The organism is Crocinitomix algicola (genome assembly GCF_001661595.2).
Lineage (GTDB): Bacteria > Bacteroidota > Bacteroidia > Flavobacteriales_D > Crocinitomicaceae > Crocinitomix > Crocinitomix algicola.
Genome location: NZ_LYPF02000004.1, coordinates 1 through 20,271 on the forward strand (window position 1 = coordinate 1; position 20,271 = coordinate 20,271).

15 protein-coding genes and 1 pseudogene are annotated in these 20,271 nt (G+C 36.5%); 12 read left to right on the forward strand and 4 right to left on the reverse strand.

What is annotated here, in order from left to right; translation table 11 throughout:
• Together A8143_RS03145 and A8143_RS03150 are read right to left on the reverse strand one after the other, a co-directional pair.
• Positions 1-3,410 (reverse strand): annotated as a pseudogene (locus tag A8143_RS03145) (hypothetical protein); the annotation flags it as partial.
• Between the two features lie 9 nt (positions 3,411-3,419).
• A complete protein-coding gene (locus A8143_RS03150) occupies positions 3,420-3,776 on the reverse strand; it encodes a hypothetical protein (protein WP_139134255.1) in 357 nt (118 codons plus the stop codon).
• A gap of 570 nt (positions 3,777-4,346) precedes the next feature.
• Here A8143_RS03150 and A8143_RS03155 point away from each other — a divergent pair.
• The 12 genes from A8143_RS03155 (at position 4,347) to acs (ending at position 19,282) form a co-directional block, all read left to right on the forward strand.
• Entirely contained in the window at positions 4,347-7,142 is a 2,796-nt protein-coding gene (locus A8143_RS03155) for a sensor histidine kinase (RefSeq protein WP_066756174.1), read from the forward strand.
• Between the two features lie 2 nt (positions 7,143-7,144).
• Entirely contained in the window at positions 7,145-7,897 is a 753-nt protein-coding gene (locus tag A8143_RS03160) for a LytR/AlgR family response regulator transcription factor (protein ID WP_083261194.1), read from the forward strand.
• Between the two features lie 140 nt (positions 7,898-8,037).
• Positions 8,038-8,457 carry an IS1/IS1595 family N-terminal zinc-binding domain-containing protein gene (locus tag A8143_RS03165; protein WP_066756177.1) on the forward strand — a complete coding sequence of 140 codons (420 nt, stop codon included), beginning with the start codon at positions 8,038-8,040 and terminating at the stop codon, positions 8,455-8,457.
• Between the two features lie 111 nt (positions 8,458-8,568).
• Positions 8,569-9,807: a hypothetical protein gene (locus A8143_RS03170; protein WP_066756179.1), complete on the forward strand. Its 1,239-nt coding sequence runs from the start codon at positions 8,569-8,571 to the stop codon at positions 9,805-9,807.
• A gap of 10 nt (positions 9,808-9,817) precedes the next feature.
• Complete coding sequence (locus tag A8143_RS03175) at positions 9,818-10,087, forward strand: DUF4212 domain-containing protein (RefSeq protein WP_066756181.1); 270 nt, start codon at positions 9,818-9,820, stop codon at positions 10,085-10,087.
• 41 nt (positions 10,088-10,128) lie between these two features.
• Positions 10,129-11,907 (forward strand): sodium:solute symporter family protein, encoded by a 1,779-nt coding sequence (locus A8143_RS03180; protein WP_066756184.1) that lies wholly within the window; start codon positions 10,129-10,131, stop codon positions 11,905-11,907.
• A gap of 60 nt (positions 11,908-11,967) precedes the next feature.
• The gene (locus A8143_RS03185; RefSeq protein ID WP_066756187.1) at positions 11,968-12,162 is read left to right on the forward strand and encodes a hypothetical protein; all 195 of its coding nucleotides are present in this window, start codon (positions 11,968-11,970) and stop codon (positions 12,160-12,162) included.
• The gene (locus A8143_RS03190) at positions 12,155-14,851 is read left to right on the forward strand and encodes a sensor histidine kinase (protein ID WP_066756189.1); all 2,697 of its coding nucleotides are present in this window, start codon (positions 12,155-12,157) and stop codon (positions 14,849-14,851) included. The genes A8143_RS03185 and A8143_RS03190 overlap by 8 nt, the downstream gene beginning before the upstream one ends.
• A gap of 2 nt (positions 14,852-14,853) precedes the next feature.
• Positions 14,854-15,219, forward strand: a complete 366-nt coding sequence (locus A8143_RS03195; RefSeq protein ID WP_066756193.1) for a response regulator transcription factor — start codon at positions 14,854-14,856, stop codon at positions 15,217-15,219.
• Between the two features lie 56 nt (positions 15,220-15,275).
• Positions 15,276-15,500, forward strand: a complete 225-nt coding sequence (locus tag A8143_RS03200; protein ID WP_066756196.1) for a hypothetical protein — start codon at positions 15,276-15,278, stop codon at positions 15,498-15,500.
• The gene (locus A8143_RS03205; RefSeq protein ID WP_066756198.1) at positions 15,497-17,368 is read left to right on the forward strand and encodes an acetate--CoA ligase; all 1,872 of its coding nucleotides are present in this window, start codon (positions 15,497-15,499) and stop codon (positions 17,366-17,368) included. The genes A8143_RS03200 and A8143_RS03205 overlap by 4 nt, the downstream gene beginning before the upstream one ends.
• Positions 17,369-17,374: 6 nt before the next feature.
• Positions 17,375-19,282: an acetate--CoA ligase gene (gene acs / locus A8143_RS03210; RefSeq protein WP_066756201.1), complete on the forward strand. Its 1,908-nt coding sequence runs from the start codon at positions 17,375-17,377 to the stop codon at positions 19,280-19,282.
• 62 nt (positions 19,283-19,344) lie between these two features.
• On the opposite strand, the gene A8143_RS03215 is transcribed toward acs, so the two are convergent.
• Complete coding sequence (locus A8143_RS03215; RefSeq protein ID WP_066756203.1) at positions 19,345-19,752, reverse strand: hypothetical protein; 408 nt, start codon at positions 19,750-19,752, stop codon at positions 19,345-19,347.
• Between the two features lies 1 nt (position 19,753).
• Positions 19,754-20,164 (reverse strand): SRPBCC domain-containing protein, encoded by a 411-nt coding sequence (locus tag A8143_RS03220; RefSeq protein WP_066756791.1) that lies wholly within the window; start codon positions 20,162-20,164, stop codon positions 19,754-19,756.
• Positions 20,165-20,271: the final 107 nt, after the last annotated feature.

Here is a 20,271-nt window from a genome sequence, read left to right on the forward strand (position 1 = left end):
CCACCTTCGGCAACGTCAGGAATACCGTCGTTGTCGTCGTCACCATCGACATTGTCACAAACACCATCTTCATCATTATCTCCAACAACATTAATAGTAATTTCATCAAAACTAGGAGGGCAAGACCCGTTAGAAACCGTCCACCTAAAGGTATTTGATCCAAGTGTTAAACCTGTTACATCCGACGCGAAATTTGTTGGGTCAGTAACAGTACCTCCACCGGTAATTACTGTCCATAAACCTGTACCCACGGCTGGATCATTTCCTGCTAAAGTTGCATCGCCATCAGAAATGCAAATCTCTTGGTCAATACCTGCATTTGCAGTCGTAGGTTCTTCGTCAACATTAATAGTTACTTCGTCAAAACTTGAAGTACATACACCGTTATCAATTGTCCATCTAAACGTATTGGCACCAACAGTTAATCCGGTTACTCCAGAATTGAAAGCAGAAGGATCCGTAATTGTACCTCCACCTGCAATAACAGTCCAAGTACCAGTTCCTACAGCCGGATTGTTTCCCGCTAAGGTAGCAGTTCCAGGATCAGCACAAACAGTTTGATCTCCACCAGCGTCTGCTGTTGAAGGACTTGCATCAACATTAATTGTAATTTCGTCAAAGCTAGGTGTACAAGCACCGTTGGCAATTGTCCATCTAAAAGTATTAGCACCAACAGTCAAACCAGTTACTCCTGAATTGAAAGCAGCAGGGTCAGTAACAGTTGCTCCACCTGCAATAACAGTCCAAGTACCAGTTCCTACAGCCGGATTGTTTCCAGCTAAGGTAGCAGTTCCAGGATCAGCACAAACCGTTTGGTCAATACCTGCATTTGCAGTTGTAGGTTCTTCGTCAACATTAATAGTTACTTCGTCAAAACTTGAAGTACATACACCGTTATCAATTGTCCATCTAAACGTATTGGCACCAACAGTTAATCCGGTTACTCCAGAATTGAAAGCAGAAGGATCCGTAATTGTACCTCCACCTGCAATAACAGTCCAAGTACCAGTTCCTACAGCTGGATTGTTACCAGCTAAGGTAGCAGTTCCAGGATCAGCACAAACAGTTTGATCTCCACCAGCGTCTGCTGTTGAAGGACTTGCATCTACATTAATTGTAATTTCGTCAAAGCTAGGTGTACAAGCACCGTTGGCAATTGTCCATCTAAAAGTATTAGCACCAACAGTCAAACCAGTTACTCCTGAATTGAAAGCAGCAGGGTCAGTAACAGTTGCTCCACCTGAAATTACAGTCCAAGTACCAGTTCCTACAGCAGGATTGTTTCCAGCTAAGGTAGCAGTTCCAGGATCAGCACATACTGTTTGGTCAACTCCGGCATTTGCGGCAGTTGGATTTAGAGCGACATTAATTACAACAGTATCCGTATAAGTCGTCGCACATGGCGTGTTAGCGATACTCCAAACAAAAATGTTGTCACCAGTACCGAGTCCTGTTACGCTTGTTGTTGGATTCGTATTATCATCTATTGTACCTGTTCCAGAAATTAATGTCCAAACACCTGTGCCTGAAAGAGGGGGGTTACCAGCTAGGTTTGTTGAAGGATCGTCTTCACATAAATTTTGGTCCGCACCAGCATCTGGAGTAGTAGGCTCTCCTTCGTAGGTGGTAATTGTTATTACGATAGTGTCATTGCAGCCCTCTATTGTTTCTTCGATAGCATAATATGTTCCTGCTCCGTCAGCGGTAGTCACAACATCAAAAGCGTTATCATAGAAGATATAATCGGGGCTATAAGGTAAGTCCGAAAATTCTTGTTCAAAACAAAATTGAGTAATTGTAGTGTCATTTGGAAGTGTACAACCTGATGTGTTGATTGGGGTGGTGGTTGTTCCTGGAATTGGGCAGCCGTCAGCGTCGAAAACGCCTGGGTTACTTCCGTTGTTGTAGGTGTTCCCTGAAGTTGGTCCAGTACCCGCAATAAAGGCCCTGTTATTTACTTCGTCATCACAAGCAAGAATTACGCAGTTTTCAGTGATAACCGTTGAAAAGGTAAATTTTGTACTATCAGCACCACTTGGGCTATTCAAAACTTCACCGCCGTCTGTCGCATCCGCTCCGGTTCCTATTCTTACTATTACAGCTCTATTCACCGGATCATATTCTGCTTGATCATCACCGTATGCATCTGTTTTAACACCACTATTCGGTCCATGAATTATTTCAATTGAACCTGGGACAAAACTTATATTGCCTTCTAATGTATCTGTAACATAAGAGTCGATAGATGGATCAGAACCAATATTTATGGCTTTAACGGTGTATTTTAAGGTGTCTCCAGGCATGGCATCCCCACCATTTAAATCTTCAACGGTAACAGCAGCTCTAATATCTGGTTCGTAAACATCAATTGCGAGAGTTACTACTTGACTTAAAATAGTTTCTCCTCCCGTTGTTACTCGGATATCCGCAGATGTAGCCGAGTTTCCAATATAAGCAAAACCTGAATTGTCAGGACGGAATATATCTGAATCGATACTGATGTTATTTTCAATTAAAGGATCTTGCGAGGTACTAACGACTCCTGCTTCTGTAATGGAGAAGTTAAAAACATCGTTACTTGGGTTAGTCGCATTCGAAATATTGACAAAACCAGCTCCGCCATCAAATTGAAGTTGGTCTCCTATAAATCCACGATCACCGTCATAAGCAAAAACACCGATATCAAAATTTACAGCACCAGTCGGCGGTGTTAAAAAGCCATCTACAGTGATGTCCACTGAGGATGCTCCGGCTACATTCGCAATTCCATCATAAACGGTTAGGTTTTTCATTGTTTCCAAGTCGTTTTTGTAAACAACAACTATATTCCAACCGGCGAAATTGTTCGTTCCATTGGTTTTGGCGTACATGTCCGCGACTGTTATTTTAGATTGCAGGGGAGCAGACTGAATGAGTTCAGTGATGTTGGCACGACAATGATATGAATTATAACCTGTAGTGTTGTCAATAAGAGTATCCGTTGTAACAGTTGTATAGGCTCCTCCATTGATTCCTATTTTTATTTCATCTCTACCGGCATACAAAGGATCTGCTGCGCGAATGTTTGCTCCCCAGTATATCTCAGCGAACAGCACTTCACTACAAGGATCAAGTTGTAAACTGTCTGCACTTGAGGAAAAAGTACTTATATCTCCATCAATATCAATATAATTAGTTCCGTGGTCATTGTTTTGACTCCAAACCGCGGTTGTTGGAGGTGTTTGTGTGGCTAAAGAACCACAAAACAGGAAACCTCCACCTGTTCCGTTACATTCTAATATTGTGTTGGTTACGAATGTGATTCCACCTTTTTGCGTAGCATTAAATCGCTGCTGAAATGGTACAGCAATTTGGCTGAATGAGAAATTTGTAATAAATGCTAACAGATAGACAAGTAATCCTTTTTTCATATGTTAGTTTTAAAGTGAAAATTCAGTTTTGAAAAGCTTGTTTTCAGATTTAACTGTGACCATAAATTGTTGGCTAGGGTAATTCTGTAAAGATTTTATTGTCAATGTTTTAAACACGATACCTTTAAGTATTTCTACTTCTTCAGAAATAATTTCTTGACCCATTGCATCAGTGATGATCAACAAGGCTTGCTGGTTTGCGACTTCGCGATTTAGCGTGAATTGGATCTCGCTACCTCCTTCAGTAATATTTACGAATAATGGAGTTTGCTTTGCAGTGTCTTGTTGTGTATTGCTGGATTGACTAAATACAGTTCCAGTTAGACATAAGAACAAAACTAGAAAGTTCATTATTTTTAAGCGCATATCAATAAATTTAATGAAAATTAAGGTTAGTATTTCGTATTTATAACTAAGACAAAGTTTTAAAATAATACTCATAACTCTGAATTTTTGTTAATTTTTTTCGATAAAGCTGTTTTTAAATTGGACGAAATGTCTGAAGTAGATCCGATTGGAGTTAAACTTGCTTTTGTGTTCTCAATAATGTTTTTGAATTTTATACTGCGTTAAGTTTTTGTTAGTTAGGGGGGTAAATGATTTTAAGAAAGGCTTTGAGGTTATGTTCATTATTCTTTGACTTTAATGGTATTCTTGTTTAGACTGATATTTGCGCTTAGTGGTGATTCGATGAATGGCAATTTTACATCGACCAAAATCAATCTTTTATCGATAAGGAAAATATTCCGAATTTAGCAACTCTACCGTTCGTTGAACAGATCTTGCACTTCCTTAAATATTCACAATCCTTTCATTAGAATCTGCTAGGGCTATCTAAAGTTCGCTTATATTTGGAGGATCAGGACCGTAATAATTAATATCGTATTATTTTGTTTGTCGTTCGCATTGCAAAAAGCCTATGCCTCCATCAATACTATGTATCATTTTACAATTGGTGAGGAGGAATTGGCAAATCTTGATATTTATTCCATTTATTATGATGAAGAACAAGAACAAATTTATATTGGAACTAATTCGGGTTTATACACCTATTCTCAGAGCACTATCCATAAGTTGACTTTGCCAAAAGAACGAGTAGGGAATTCGTATTTCGACCTGAAGGTTGATGGTAATGGTGATTTATTTTGTAAAAACCTTAACGGGCAAGTTTTTCAAATTTTCAGAGATAGTTTGAGTATAGTATACACTTTACCGGAGGAGTACCTTTCAGAACAGTTTGGCTATTATTTTGATTCGAAAAACAACCTGTGGTGTTATGCAAATCGACTAGTGAAGGTCAATCGAAAAAACGTAAAAAACTCAAAAGTTTATGATTTTAGTTATCTCGTTTCAATTTCCGAAGTGGGTGATAATGAGTATGTTTTAGGAATGACTGATACGACGCTGGGAAACACGCAATCCCCTGAAGGTGTTGATTTTAAGTATACAATTTTAAAAACCGTTACACCTGCAATTCGGACTAAGAATAATGACTTTATATTTTACAGGTATTATGGGGAGCCACGCAGAACTTTTGTGAAAATGTTCAGCAAAGACGGCGTATATAAGAATGAATTGAAGATAGATGGGTTGCATTCAATTGAAAAAGTTAATGATACACTTTTTACTATGAATGGTGTGCGCAGTGGGGTTTCATTTTTACGTTATGAAAACGACAGCACCACAATCTCACGTCGTTATTTTTCAGATAAGTTTATTTCTGCAGCACATCTTTCTAAAAATGGAACTTTATTTCTAGGTACGTTTAAGAAAGGGCTTATTGTGGTGCCAAATAAATCCATTGAAGGCGTGATTTTAAACGAGTTGGGAATGGATCTTATGTACGATTATTCTGGACAATTATTTGTTCGTGATCGATCGGGTGTATTAATGGCATATCAATTTAATAAGGATAATCAGCGAATAGAAAAAGAATCAGTGGTGGCGTCACGAAGAATACATATCTCTCAGTATAAGGTGGATGGTCAAGATTTTCCGGGATTATTTTTCTTGTTGAGTGCTACTAGGGACGCTGTAGACCTAGGAGCAGGCTATATTGGAATAGTAACAAAAGATGGAATAAGTGCCTTCAATGCATATGATCGAAAGGAAAAGGGGTTGGCATGTTTTAATTTAGACGAAAATAACTCTCCTTTCACCAATAAAAGACTCTTTCACATCGCAGCTGACTCCATTGGAAGAAATTTATACGTGAGTGGGTCAAAAGGTTTATACACCAGCGGTTACGACACAGTTAATTTTGATGAGATTAAATTAAATGAAAAAAGTCTGGATATAGCAGACATTAAGTTTAGTTCGGGTTACTTGTTTTGTGGCACGTATACAAAGGGTGTGGTGATCATTAAAGATAACGAGCCTTTAGTCATTATTGATAAGACAAATGGGTTATTGGAAAATAGGGTTCTACAGGTTGATGTACAGGATAGTAAACTTTATGTTTTATCCTCCGGAGGACTTCAAGTATTCGACATGAAAGAACAAGAATTTATCGATAATGAAACCCTAAACCTAGTAGGAAATTCGATTACAAAATTTGATATTTGGAAAGATAAATTGGCCTTTTTTGAACGAAACTCATTCTATACCATGGAGCTTGGTAACCTGGATGGATCTTCGTATTGTTCGCGTGTTTATCTTGATTCAGTTCGTGTCAATAATACACGAATTGATACGTCAAAAAAATCGTTTCGCCACAATGAAAACTCGTTGTCTTTTTATGTAGACTTTCGAAACGCTAAAACGCTTCACAATGTAAGTATTCAATACATGTTAGAAGGATTCTTAAACCGATGGAATACCTTGGGTGTCAAGCAACATAAAATTGAGTTTTTATCGCTATCCCCAGGTGATTATTCCTTGAAGATTAGGGCGAAAAATGGAACTTCACTTTCCACTCCTTTAATTTACCGTTTTACAATACGGGCTCCATTTTGGCAAAGGTGGTGGTTTTACCTTTCAATTATTGTGATTTCAATTGGTGTTGTGAGTTGGCTGTTTTATTCTAAGTTAAAACAAGAGCGAATTCGTACCACCCAAGAAATAAAATTAGAACGGAGTAATCGAATTGCAACAAGTGCACAACTTAAAGCAATTCGTGCACAAATGAATCCTCATTTTATATTCAATGCTATTAATTCAATTCAGCATCTTGTATTGGAAAATGAAAAAATAAAATCTTATGATTATCTCGAGTCATTTTCTAGTTTAGTTCGAATGATGCTTGATTTTTCTGAGCGTGAATTCATATTGTTAGAAGAAGAAGTGGATTTTCTTAAATTGTATTTAGAGTTGGAGTCACTTCGTTTTAATGAGAATTTTAACTACACATTATCGGTTGAAGATAGTCTCATGACTAAGACAGTTCCTTCTTTAATTGTTCAGCCCTTCATTGAGAATGCTATTAAGCATGGTGTTTTGCATAAAGATGGAGAAAAAATGATTGCAGTGAGGTTTGCAAAATACGATAAAGATCGAATTTTATGTGAAATTGAAGATAATGGAGTGGGACGAGAAAAAGTTAAAGAAATTATGGAAAGACGGGGTTCGCGGCATTCGTCTTTTGCTACTAATGCCATTAAGAATAGATTAAAAATGCTGAATGAACATATTGGGATAGACGGCGAATTCAAAATCATCGATTTATATGATGAAAAAGGGAAGGCAAAAGGTACTTGTGTAAAAGTGTTGCTTCCAATAATTATAAGGGAATAGATATGGAGAAAATTAAGGCAATTATTGTGGATGACGAGTTGGCGGCTCGCAAGATAATGGTTAATTTGTTAGAATTGTCACATCCTGAAATTGAGGTGTTGGAAACCTTTGATAATCTACTTGAAGCTGTTTCAGCAATTAAAAAAGAGGTTCCTGATATTGTTTTTCTAGATGTAGAAATGCCCCAATATTCTGGTTACGAAATCGTGAATTTTTTTGACGAGATTAATTTTCAAATTGTATTTGTAACGGCTTATGATAAATATGCTATAAAGGCTTTTGAAGTGAATGCTGTAGACTATTTGTTGAAACCGATAAAGCGAGAAAGATTAGCAGAAGCTGTTGAAAGGATAAAATCGAATATCGAGGAGCAAGTTGCCTTAGCTGATTATACGAATATGCTAGATGATATTCGAAATGAAGATTCTCCTAAAATTGTTCTGAGTGAACTTGGAAAAAAAGAATGGGTGAAAACAAGAGATATCATTGCTGTAGAAGCAAGAGGAGCATACGCTACTATTTTTTTGAAAGATGGGCGAACGACAATGGTAAGTAAGAATATTGGTACCATTGAAAAAAGTTTGCAAATAGACCCTTTATTCTTTCGAAGCCATAAATCATGGATCATAAATATGACGGAAGTTTTTACTTATAAAATACCGGAAGAAACAATTGTTCTCAAGAATGGTATTTCGGTAAAGTTGTCAAGATTTAAAAAAGCTGAATTTAAATTAAAATTAAAAGAATTACTCTAGTTGCTTTTTGAAGAGTGGTTAACATTCATTCAAATTGAATAAGTAGAAGTGGTCCGAACAACGATTTGTAATTCTGAATGGAGCATTTAAAAGGTTAATTTTTATCGCTAAATTAATATATTTATGCTAATTTAGAATATATGACTGTTAATTCTTGTCCAAATTGTCAATCTGAACGCTACGTTAAAAGTGGTGTGATAAAGAATCGTCAACGTTATAGGTGTAAGGATTGTAATTACTATTTTACCGTGAATAAAGTCGGAAAAAAAATAGATGATTACTACGTAAATAAAGCGTTACAATTGTATTTGGAGGGGTTGACTTATCGTGAAATAGAACGAATCCTCGGCGTGTCACATGTAAGTGTGTTGAATTGGGTGAAAAAGTATAAAATCAAACGTCCCAATAACTCCAATTATCATCCGACTTATCAGATTTTAAACGCGTCAGAATTAGCTGTTTTTTTTGCAAATAGTGAAAATATCAAAGGGTCTGGCGTGGTTGTTACGGAGCTAGGAGACAAATATATGCTTATAAAATGGGAGCGTTTTAGAGATTAGATATAGCAAATTAGCAAAAAAGTATACTTCTTTATTTTTCATTCGTCTTTTTTTAGACTTTAGTAGAGCGCACTAGGTTCAATTTATTATTAATTAAAACCTATTACAACTATGAAAACCAGTCTACTAAAGCTAGGAATAGTTTTGCTAATTTTTACGGGATTTTTTAGGTCAAGTTTTGGTCAAGGAATTACAAATCCTTATCAAGATGGGATGAAAGTAAAGCTCAGTGAAGACGGCATGAAATATTTTCGTGTGATTTCTTGGGCACAAATGCAGGGCGTCTACAACGACAACGTTGCAGCAAATACATCGCCCGTAAACCTTAATCTTCGAAGAGCTAGAGTCTTGATGTATTCTCAGCTTACCAAAAAATTCTTAATTCTCACCCATTTTGGATTAAACAGTTTAAACGCTACTACGATGAGTCCAACAGGGAAAGGGAGTGGCTCACAGTTATTTTTCCACGACGTTTGGGCACAATATTCCATTGGAGACAATCACGCCGTAGGAGGTGGATTACATTATTTTAATGGAATATCAAGACTAAACAATCAAAGTACTCTAAATATGATGACCATGGACAATAATCGACAATCATGGTCAACACTTGGATTAACTGATCAATTTGCGCGTCATTTAGGAGCCTTTGCAAAGGGAGCTTTTGGACGTTTACAATATCGAATAGCCGTGAACGATGTAGCGACCAATAATCTAGATGAACGTGATCCAGCAGTAACAAATGGTGCTGTATATGGAGGAAATAGAATGCTAGGCTCCAAAGACGCAGGCTTTGCTTTCTCAGGGTATTTTGATTATCATTTTTTGGATAAAGAATCTAATTTTTTACCCTATAAAGTTGGCTCCTATCTTGGTGCAAAGAAAATTCTCAATGTTGGAGCTGGATTTTTTATCCATCCTAATGGTGCCGTAATAGCAACGGATACAATCGGAGGAATAACTGGTCAAAATGTGACTTTATTCGCAGGAGATGTATTCTTTGAGATGCCAATTGGTACAAACGGCAGTGCTTTTACTGCATATGCGACTTATCAATATAATAATTATGGCGAGAATTATCTATACAGCGCTTATGGAACAGGAAGCATGATCTATTCGCACCTTGGTTATGTAATTCCTGGGGACAAATCAAAAACCCGTTTTCAACCTTATGTGTCTTTTGCAAATAATACCTATGATGCATCCAACGACGCTCGAACAATTTTTGGAGGGGGTATAAATGCTTATTTCACAGGACACCAATCGAAATTAACGCTTGATTATAAAAACCAACAGTTCGGAGCTAGCCAAGCAAATGTGGTAACGCTTCAAGCAATGATATTTCTTTAAAAATAAAATTATGAACGATTTAAATCAAAAAAATAATGCAAAGGCCTATTGGAAAGAGAACCTCCGATACCTTTTAATCTTAATGAGCATCTGGTTTTTAGTTTCCTGTGTTTTTGGAATCCTTCTAAAAGATGTCTTAAACGAATTCCGACTGGGTGGATTTAAACTCGGGTTTTGGTTCGCACAACAAGGATCAATTTATGTATTTGTTGTTTTAATTTTTGTCTATGTACGCTTAATGAATAAGCTGGACAAAAAGTATGGATATGATGAAGAATAAGAATTGAAAAGAATTAAAAAAAGAATTAAAAAACAGTTATTATGAGTGTACAAGTATGGACATGGCTCCTCGTTGGAGTAACATTCGCTCTTTATTTTGGAATTGCAATATGGGCTAGAGCAGGTTCAACAAAAGAATTTTATGTTGCAGGCGGTGGGGTATCGCCTTTAGCAAATGGTATGGCAACAGCTGCAGATTGGATGAGCGCAGCTTCATTTATTTCCATGGCAGGAATTATTTCATTCGTTGGATATGACGGATCAGTTTACCTTATGGGTTGGACAGGGGGATACGTTTTATTAGCTTTATTATTGGCACCTTATTTACGGAAATTCGGAAAATTCACCGTTCCAGATTTTATTGGTGATCGCTATTATTCTAATGTGGCTAGGACAGTAGCTGTCATCTGCGCATTAATCGTCTCATTCACTTACGTTGCAGGACAAATGCGAGGTGTCGGGATCGTGTTTTCTCAATTTTTGGAAGTGGACATCAATTTGGGTGTAATTATCGGAATGACAGTTGTGTTAATTTTTGCTTTTCTGGGTGGTATGAAAGGAATAACCTATACACAAGTAGTGCAATATTGTGTGTTGATTTTTGCTTTCATGGTTCCTGCAATTTTTATTTCTTTCCAAATGACTGGAAATCCTGTTCCTCAGTTGGGCATGGGCGGAGAGACTTCAGATGGAGTTTATTTATTGGATAAGCTGGATGCGCTTCACACGGAACTAGGATTTAAAGAGTACACTTCCGGCTCTAAATCTACATGGGACGTTTTTGCGATTACATTGGCTTTAATGGTAGGAACTGCAGGGTTACCACATGTAATTGTGCGATTTTTTACGGTACCAAAAGTTAAAGATGCACGTAAGTCTGCGGGATTAGCGTTATTGTTTATTGCAATTTTATATACTGCTGCACCTGCTGTCTCAGTTTTTGCGCGAACAAATCTTATTGAAACCGTAAGTGATCAAAAATATACAGATATGCCTGAATGGTTTACGAATTGGGAAAACACAGGTCTCATTGCTTGGGCTGATAAAAATGGAGATGGAAAAATACAATATGTAGCGGGATCAGCGTTGGATGGTAAGAAACCATTATTTGAAGAAGGTCGAGGTAAATTTGGAGAGCGTTTAATTTCAAATGCGGGGCCGGATGTAAACGAATTGTATGTTGATCGAGATATTATGGTGTTGGCCAACCCTGAAATTGCAAAATTACCAAACTGGGTTATTGCTTTGGTTGCAGCAGGTGGTCTTGCAGCAGCATTATCAACAGCAGCTGGTTTATTATTGGTGATTTCAACTTCTGTTTCTCACGATTTAATAAAAAAACAACTTAAACCGAATATTTCAGAAAAAGGAGAGTTATTAGCGGCACGAATTGCTATTCTTGTTGCAATTATCATTGCTGGATTGTTCGGAATCTATCCTCCTGGGTTTGTCGCCGCCGTAGTTGCATTGGCTTTCGGGTTGGCAGCAGCTTCCTTTTTTCCAGCTATCATTCTCGGCATTTTTGATAAACGCATGAATAAAGAAGGGGCAATCGCAGGTATGGTAGTCGGTATAGTTTTGATGCTCTTTTATATGATTGTGTATAAGACAGGCTTAATAGGTGTTATGGATCCATTGCCGCAAGAGGATTGGTGGTTTGGAACGTCTCCAGAAGGGTTTGGAACTATTGCAATGGTCGTTAATTTTGTGGTATCATTTGTGGTATCCAGATTAACCCCTGCTCCACCAGCAAATGTACAAGACATTGTTGAGAACATTAGAATTCCGAGCGGAGCAGGTGAAGCTGCTGCCGGACATTAATATTTAATAATCACAGCAATAGGGCGTCGATCTTATTGCTGTGTTTTTTATCTTAGAGAAATGAAGAAAAGACATGAACAAAAATTGGTGATATTAGGCGTCGCGTTATTTATGCTGTTTAATATTCCGCTTGTTCAAATATTTGAAGGAACGGGCGTTTTGTTCGGTTTTCCTGTGATTTATTTTTCCATTTTCTCCATTTGGATTTTGGCGGTATTAATCACTTATATTATCATAAAAAGGCATTATGAATAATTACGGGTTAATCACCATCATTTTTGCCTATTTGGCTTTGCTTTTTTTGCTCGTTTATTGGTTCAATAAAAATGAGCGATCAAGGTGGATTAATAACCCTTATGTTTATACATTATCACTAGCCGTTTATTGCACCGCCTGGACTTATTATGGAAGTGTTGGTATTGCTGCGGATTCAGGATTGAAGTTTTTACCAATTTATCTAGGCCCCGTAATTGCTATTCCATTTTGGATAGTAATTATGCGAAAAATAATACGAATTGCAAGGCAAAATAAAATTACGTCCATTGCCGATTTTATCTCACTACGGTATGGAAGAAATCGATTGTTAGGTGCAATTGTAACTGTCGTTTGTTTTATTGCTACTGTTCCATATATTGCATTGCAATTAAAAGCAATTTCAGAAACGTTTAAAGTCATGACTGTTAATTCAACAGTAAAGACAAATTCTATTTTTAATGATTCTACATTTTATATTGCTATTATTTTAGCTCTATTTGTTACTTTTTTTAGCACACAAAAAACGGATGCTTCTACAAAAAACAAAGGAATTATTGCGTCTGTGGCTGTTGAAGCAGTTTTGAAATTAGTCTTTTTTCTAGCGATAGGCATTTATGTTACTTTTTATTTGTTTGATGGTACTACCGATATCTATCAGCAGGTTTCAAAACTTGATGATTTTGATAAATTGATTGAATTTGGTGGGTTAGAAGGAGGTATTGATTGGTTTTTCTTAGTGTTGCTTTCCTTTTTTGCTATATTTTTATTACCTCGTCAATTTCACGTTTCAGTTGTCGAAAATGTACGTGAAAAACATCTGAAAAAAGCAATTTGGTTGTTTCCTCTCTATTTATTTCTATTCAATCTATTTGTAATTTTTATTGGATGGGGAGGTAAAGTTATTTTTGGAAATACAGAAAATTCAGATTATTACAGTCTACTTCTGCCACTAGAAAATGGTCATGTCTTTATGGCTTTATTAGTCTTTTTGGGTGGATTTTCAGCTGTGATTTCTATGGTCGTAATCTCCACAATTGCTTTGTCAAATATGGTTAGTAATAACTTAATTATTCCTTATGGTTTCCTCGATAAATTAGTCAAAGGTAATCCTCAAGGGAATGAGAATTATATAAAAATGATTCGTAGAATTTCAATTTTTACAATCATAATTCTTGCTTATATCTTTTATGCTAATTTTTCGATACAAATGTCGCTGTATTCAATCGGTTTAATTGCATTTGTGGTAATTGCATTATTAGCACCATCCTTTTTTATTGGATTGTTTTGGAATAGGGGCTCGTCTAAGGGAACCATTGCAGGAATTGTTGTCGGATTCCTCGTTATTCTGTACACGTTAATCATTCCATTTATTATTAAAGCCTATGGAGGATCGGTTGATTTCGTTAATGAAGGATTGTTTGGTCTTCAACAGTTAAGGCCGCATGCATTGTTTGGGATTGACTTTCTATCGCCTCCATCTCATGCTTTTTTCTGGAGTTTATTCCTCAACACGATGGTTTATTTGTGGGTTTCTGTGTCCACCAAAGGGAATTATAGAGAGCGGAATTATGCTGAAATTTTCGTTGATCCAAAAGTAGCTTCTAGTCTTGACGATAACGCCTATGTTTGGAAAGGCGAAGCTTATGTTTCTGATATAAAAAATATCCTTGTAAAATTCCTAGGTGAGCAACGCACCGAACGTGCGTTAACGTTGTTTTTTAGGAAGTATGATCTTCCTGAAAACACTGAGTTTGCAGATGCACGACTGATAAATTTCTCTGAAAAATTATTGACGGGTACAATTGGAGGAGCATCAGCTAAAATATTAATAGCGAGTGCGGTTAAGGAAGAGGAGGTTAGTTTGACCGAAGTTTTAAAAATCTTGGAGGAATCAAAAGAAACAATCGCAAGAAATAAACTACTCAAAGATAAGTCAAGAGAATTGACAGAATTGACTGGACAATTAAAGAATGCAAATTCAGAGTTAATTTTAAAGGATAAACAAAAAGATGAATTTTTAGACACTGTTGCACATGAGTTAAAAACACCCATTACCGGAATTCGTGGTGCAGCAGAGTTACTATTGGACGATGCGGATGAAATGCCACCTGCTGTAAGGGATCAGTTTTTAAAAAATATCCTCCAAGATTCAGATCGATTTGCCCGGTTGATCCATAATATTTTAGATTTTGAAAAATTATCTGAAGACCGAGAAGAGTTACATGTTAAGCGATTAAATTTTAAAGATACGCTGTTCCATGTTGTGGGGTCGGTTCGACAATACGCCGCTTCTAATAATGTGACTATAGAAGTTACAACTCAGCGCGATGCCCATTTGTTTTACGATGAAGATCGTATAATTCAAGTGTTGACCAACCTGATTTCTAATGGTATTAAGCATGCTAATAAGGAGAATGGAATGGTTTGGGTACAGTATCGTATCCTAAAGAAAAAACTATTAGTAAGCGTATCCGATAACGGACCAGGTGTACCGGATGAGGATGTTGCATTTATATTTGATAAGTTCTATCAATCGAAAAATCAAAATCGTATTAAACCACAAGGAAGTGGGTTAGGGTTAGCGATTACTAAAAGAATTATTGAAAGACACGGGGGCTTCATTGATGTAAAAAAAGAACAAAAAGGTGGAGCAAATTTTTATTTCGAAATACCGATAAGCCAAATTTAGAGATGAGTAAAAAAATATTAATTGTTGATGATGAACCAAACATTGTAATGACCCTTGAATATGCTTTTAAAAAGCAGTCTTTCGAGGTGTTTATTGCGCGTGACGGTAGCGAAGCGAAAGAAATTATGGAAAAATTGACTCCAGACGCGATACTCTTGGATATTATGATGCCGCAAGTGGATGGATATCAAACTTTGGAATGGATTAAAAGCAAAGAACATCTATGCAACTCAAAAGTTGTATTTCTTACCGCAAAGAACAAGAATTCGGACATAGAAAAAGGACTTGAATTGGGAGTGGATAAATACCTAACCAAACCTTTTTCAGTAAAAAAAATTGTAAATGAAATTATAGAATTGCTGGCTTGATGACACTAGTGCGCCATTTTTCGTTGTCAGGTCAGCATTCTTAAAAATTAATTAAGATGAAGTTTAGTTTTGGACCACGTTTTTCTGATTATTTCATACTAGTCTATGCTGTAATCACACTTTATATAAGATTTAAACTCGAGCAAGAGGTTGAAATAACAACGCTTAATTCGTTGTTGATTGGGGCATTTTTTGTCATAATTATCTATGTCATGATAAAAGTAAAAGTTCTAAACCCGAATTGGTTCGGATTATTCAATTCAAAAAAATCTGAGCAATGAAATACAAAGAATTATACAACGAAAGTATTACAAATCCTGCTGAGTTTTGGAAGCGTCAAGCAAATCAATTAAAATGGCACAAACATCCCAAAAAAATTATCACACCTACTGAAACGTGGAATAATTGGTTTGAAGACGGTAAATTGAATATGAGTTATCTCTGTATCGATTACCATATAGAAAATGGACGAGGGAATGATATTGCAATTTATTATGATTCTCCAGTTACAAAATCTAAACAAAAAATAACTTATACAGAGTTGTTATATGAAGTTGGGACACTTGCTGATAGCCTTTTAAAACTTGGCATTAGGAAAGGGGATACGGTAATTATTTATATGCCCATGATTCCTCAAGCAATCTACGCGATGCTTGCTTGTGCTAGAATTGGAGCAATACATTCTGTTGTTTTCGGAGGGTTTGCACCCAATGAACTGGCAATTAGAATTGATGATTGTAAACCTAAATTAATTATTACAGCCTCTCACGGTATTGAGGTCGATCGCGTGATACCATATAAACCTTTTGTTGATGAAGCGATTCATCTCGCCGAGCATAAAGTGGATAATGTCATCATTTATAATCGACAAAATGGGCTCGAATATAGCATGAATGAGATTGACTTGGATTATGAAACTCTCGTAAATGATTCTGAAGTTATTGAAGCTAAACCTGTCAAATCTACACATCCACTTTACATTTTATATACATCGGGTACAACAGGTACGCCGAAAGGGGTGATTAGAGATACCGGAGGATATGCAACCGCCTTAAAGTTTAGCATGAAATATGTTTATGGTGTGAAACCAGGAGAAACCTTTTGGGCAGCCAGCGATGTCGGTTGGGTGGTTGGTCACTCTTTTATCGTTTATGGTCCTTTACTAAATGGTAATTCCACAGTCTTGTTTGAGGGTAAACCCATTCGTACGCCAGATGCCTCAACGTTTTGGAGAATTATATCAGAGTATAATGTTGTGTCCATGTTTACCGCACCAACAGCCATTCGTGCCATACGAAAAGAAGACCCATTAGGTAGCTTTATAAAGCAATATGATTTATCGAAGTTAAGGCATCAATTTTTGGCTGGAGAACGCTGTGATGCTTCGACATTAAACTGGTTAGAAAATCAATTAAAAATTCCAGTAATTGATCATTGGTGGCAAACCGAATCAGGTTGGCCAATGTTGGCCAATTTTGCAGGAATAGATTTATTTTCAGTTAAACCTGGTTCAGCTGGCAAACCAGTTTGTGGATATCGAATTGAAATCTTGAATAATGAGGGTGAAAACTTAGGACCAAATGAGGAAGGATTAGTGGCTGTTAAACTTCCTTTACCGCCAGGAAATTTAATGAACTTGTGGAGAAATCCGAAACGTTTTAATGCATCTTATTTGAATCGGTTTCCAGGTTATTATTTCACAGGGGATGGAGGGTATAAAGATGAAGATGGATATGTGTTTATTACCGGTAGAGTTGATGATATTATCAATGTAGCTGGCCATCGTCTGTCAACCGCTGAAATGGAAGAAATTGTGGCGAGTCATCCAAAAGTGGCCGAATGTGCAGTATTTGGAGTGCATTGTGATATTAAAGGTCAAAAGCCACTTGGACTTATTGTTTTGTCGTCGAGTTTTGAAGGTGATGAGGAAGAAGTTAAAAAACAAATAATTCAGTCGGTTAGAAATAAAATAGGTGCGGTAGCGTCTTTTAAAGAAGTTAAAATTGTTAAGCGTTTACCTAAAACAAGATCGGGTAAAATATTGCGTAAATTATTGCGACAAATTGCCGATCATCAATCTTATAAAATTCCATCAACAATTGATGATGTAACTATAATTAAAGAATTAGAACAATATTTCGTAAATTAAAAAGCTATGAGTAATTATCACATAAAAAATCTAGAAGAATACTTTAAAATTCATCGAAAATCGGTTAGAGAACCGGAATTATTTTGGGAAGAGATAGCAGAAGAACATTTTGTATGGCGTAAGAGGTGGGATAACGTATTGTCTTGGGATTTTAATACACCCGAAGTTAAATGGTTTGAAGGAGCAAAATTAAATATAACTGAAAACTGTATTGATCGTCACATCAGAACGAAAGGTGATAAAACAGCTATTTTATTTGAACCGAATGATCCTAATTCTCCAGCAGAACATATCACTTATAATCGTTTATACGAACGGGTAAATCAATTTGCAAATGTTCTTAAATCCAAAGGAATTAAGAAAGGAGATCGCGTTTGTGTTTACCTTCCAATGATTCCAGAATTGGCTATTGCTGTACTTGCTTGTGCTAGAATAGGAGCGATTCACTCGGTCGTTTTTGCAGGTTTTTCATCGAGTGCCTTGGCAACAAGAATTAAAGATAGTGATTGTAAAATGGTCATCACTTCCGATGGTTCATATCGTGGAGCAAAAACAATTGATTTGAAATCCATAGTTGATGATGCTTTAAATGATTGTCCTGGAGTTGAAAGCGTTTTAATTGTTAAGCGAATTAATTCATCTATTGACTTAAAAGAGGGAAGAGATGAATGGATTGAACCATTATTAGAAGCTGCCTCCAAAGAGTGTGAGCCGGAAATAATGGATGCTGAAGATCCTTTGTTTATTCTGTATACTTCAGGGTCAACTGGTACTCCAAAAGGAATGGTACATACAACCGCGGGCTATATGATTTATAGTGCTTTTACTTTTAAAAATGTATTTCAATATCGAGAAAACGATGTCTATTGGTGTACAGCTGATATAGGTTGGATAACAGGTCATAGCTATATCGTTTATGGTCCTTTAGCCAATGGTGCAACAACAGTGATGTTTGAAGGTGTACCAAGTTATCCTGATTGCGGTAGATTTTGGGAAATTGTTGAAAAACATAAGGTAAATCAATTTTATACCGCGCCAACTGCCATTCGTGCTTTAGCTAAGGAGAAGTTGAGTTTTATTGAAAATCATGATCTTTCTTCTTTAAAAGTTTTAGGTTCTGTAGGAGAACCTATTAATGAAGAAGCTTGGCATTGGTATAATGATAATGTAGGTAAACGTAAAAGTCCTATCGTTGATACTTGGTGGCAAACTGAAACCGGTGGAATAATGATCTCTCCAATTCCTTATGTCACTCCTACAATTCCAACCTATGCGAGTTTACCTTTACCAGGCATTCAACCTACGTTAATGGATGAAAATGGAGATGAAATCAGCGGTAATCAAGTTGATGGTAGGTTGTGTATTAAGTTTCCATGGCCGGGGATGGCACGGACAATTTGGGGGAATCATCAACGATATAAAGAGACTTATTTTTCAGCTTTCCCGGGTAAATATTTTTCTGGTGATGGAGCCTTGAGAGATGCCGTAGGTTATTATCGTATTACGGGTAGGGTAGATGATGTCGTGATTGTTTCTGGTCATAATTTAGGCACGGCTCCCATTGAGGACGCCATAAATGAGCATCCGGCAGTTGCAGAATCAGCAATTGTTGGTTTTCCACACGATATTAAAGGAAATGCATTGTATGGATTTGTAACCTTGAAAGAAACGGGTGAAGGAAGGAAGCATGAGAATTTAAGACAAGAAATAAATCAAATTATAACAGAACATATTGGCCCGATAGCAAAGTTGGATAAAATTCAATTTACCTCAGGATTACCTAAAACACGATCGGGTAAAATTATGCGTAGAATTCTACGAAAAATTGCGGGGAATGACATGGGGAACCTCGGAGATACTTCAACCTTGCTGAATCCAGAGGTTGTACAGGATATAATTGACAATCGAATTTAATTGTTAATTATGGTTTAAGTCTAAAAGATGAGAGGTTTATTTTTTTCCTCTCATCTTTTTTATTAAAGAGCAACAATCCCCAGAAGAACCATCAATCCAAAAGAAATAAAAGTATAAGTTAAACAACGTTTTGAAAGTTCCTTTTCTAAGACAAGTTCCTCCAATAAACCCGGGTATGCATTTTTATCAAAAAACGTGAAGGGATCAACCCACCAATTTCGATTTGGCGCTAAAGGATTACTATAGGCGTTTTTATCAAATAGCCATTTTTGCTTTGATTTTAATTTTGAACTGAATCGGTTGAGGTAGGTATAATATAAGATGAAAAACACAGGTGTTCCCAAGAGCATATAGACGATAAAAATTCCTGAATTTTCTTTAATGTATCCGGTTAAACCAAGGGTAAAAAATAAGGAATGAAGACTGTAAAAATATAGATTAACTGCTCTTTTTTGCCCAATAATTCCCATTCTAGTTGGTTTCGACGTAGGTTTTAAAATTTTCAAGTATAGCTTGCCAACCCGCACGTTGTTGTTCATCAGTATTCGTGCCTTCCGCGTCAAAAGTTTCTACGATGAGCACTTGATTATCTTTTTCAAAAAATTCAACATTAACTTGTCGATTATCTAAAAGTTGAAATTTAATCAGTTTTAGGGGTGATATTTCTGTATAAATGCCCTCAAAATCAAAGCCCATTGTTCCATCTTTAGCCTCCATCCGCCAATTAAATTTTTCGCCAACAATAAGGGAGTTAGTAGCTTTTGGACAATGCCAAGACGGGGACGCAAAATTCCAATGTACAATGTGTGATGGTTTGGTCCAAAACGCCCAAACTTTTTCTATATCCGCTTTTACGTTTATTGATACTTCAATTTTTTTCATGAGGCTAATGGTTTGATGAACAATATACATAAAAGGTATTATCCTGGAGCAGTACAGTTTTGTTAAATGAAATCAATTACCACTTTAAAGGTATTGTTCAAACCCCT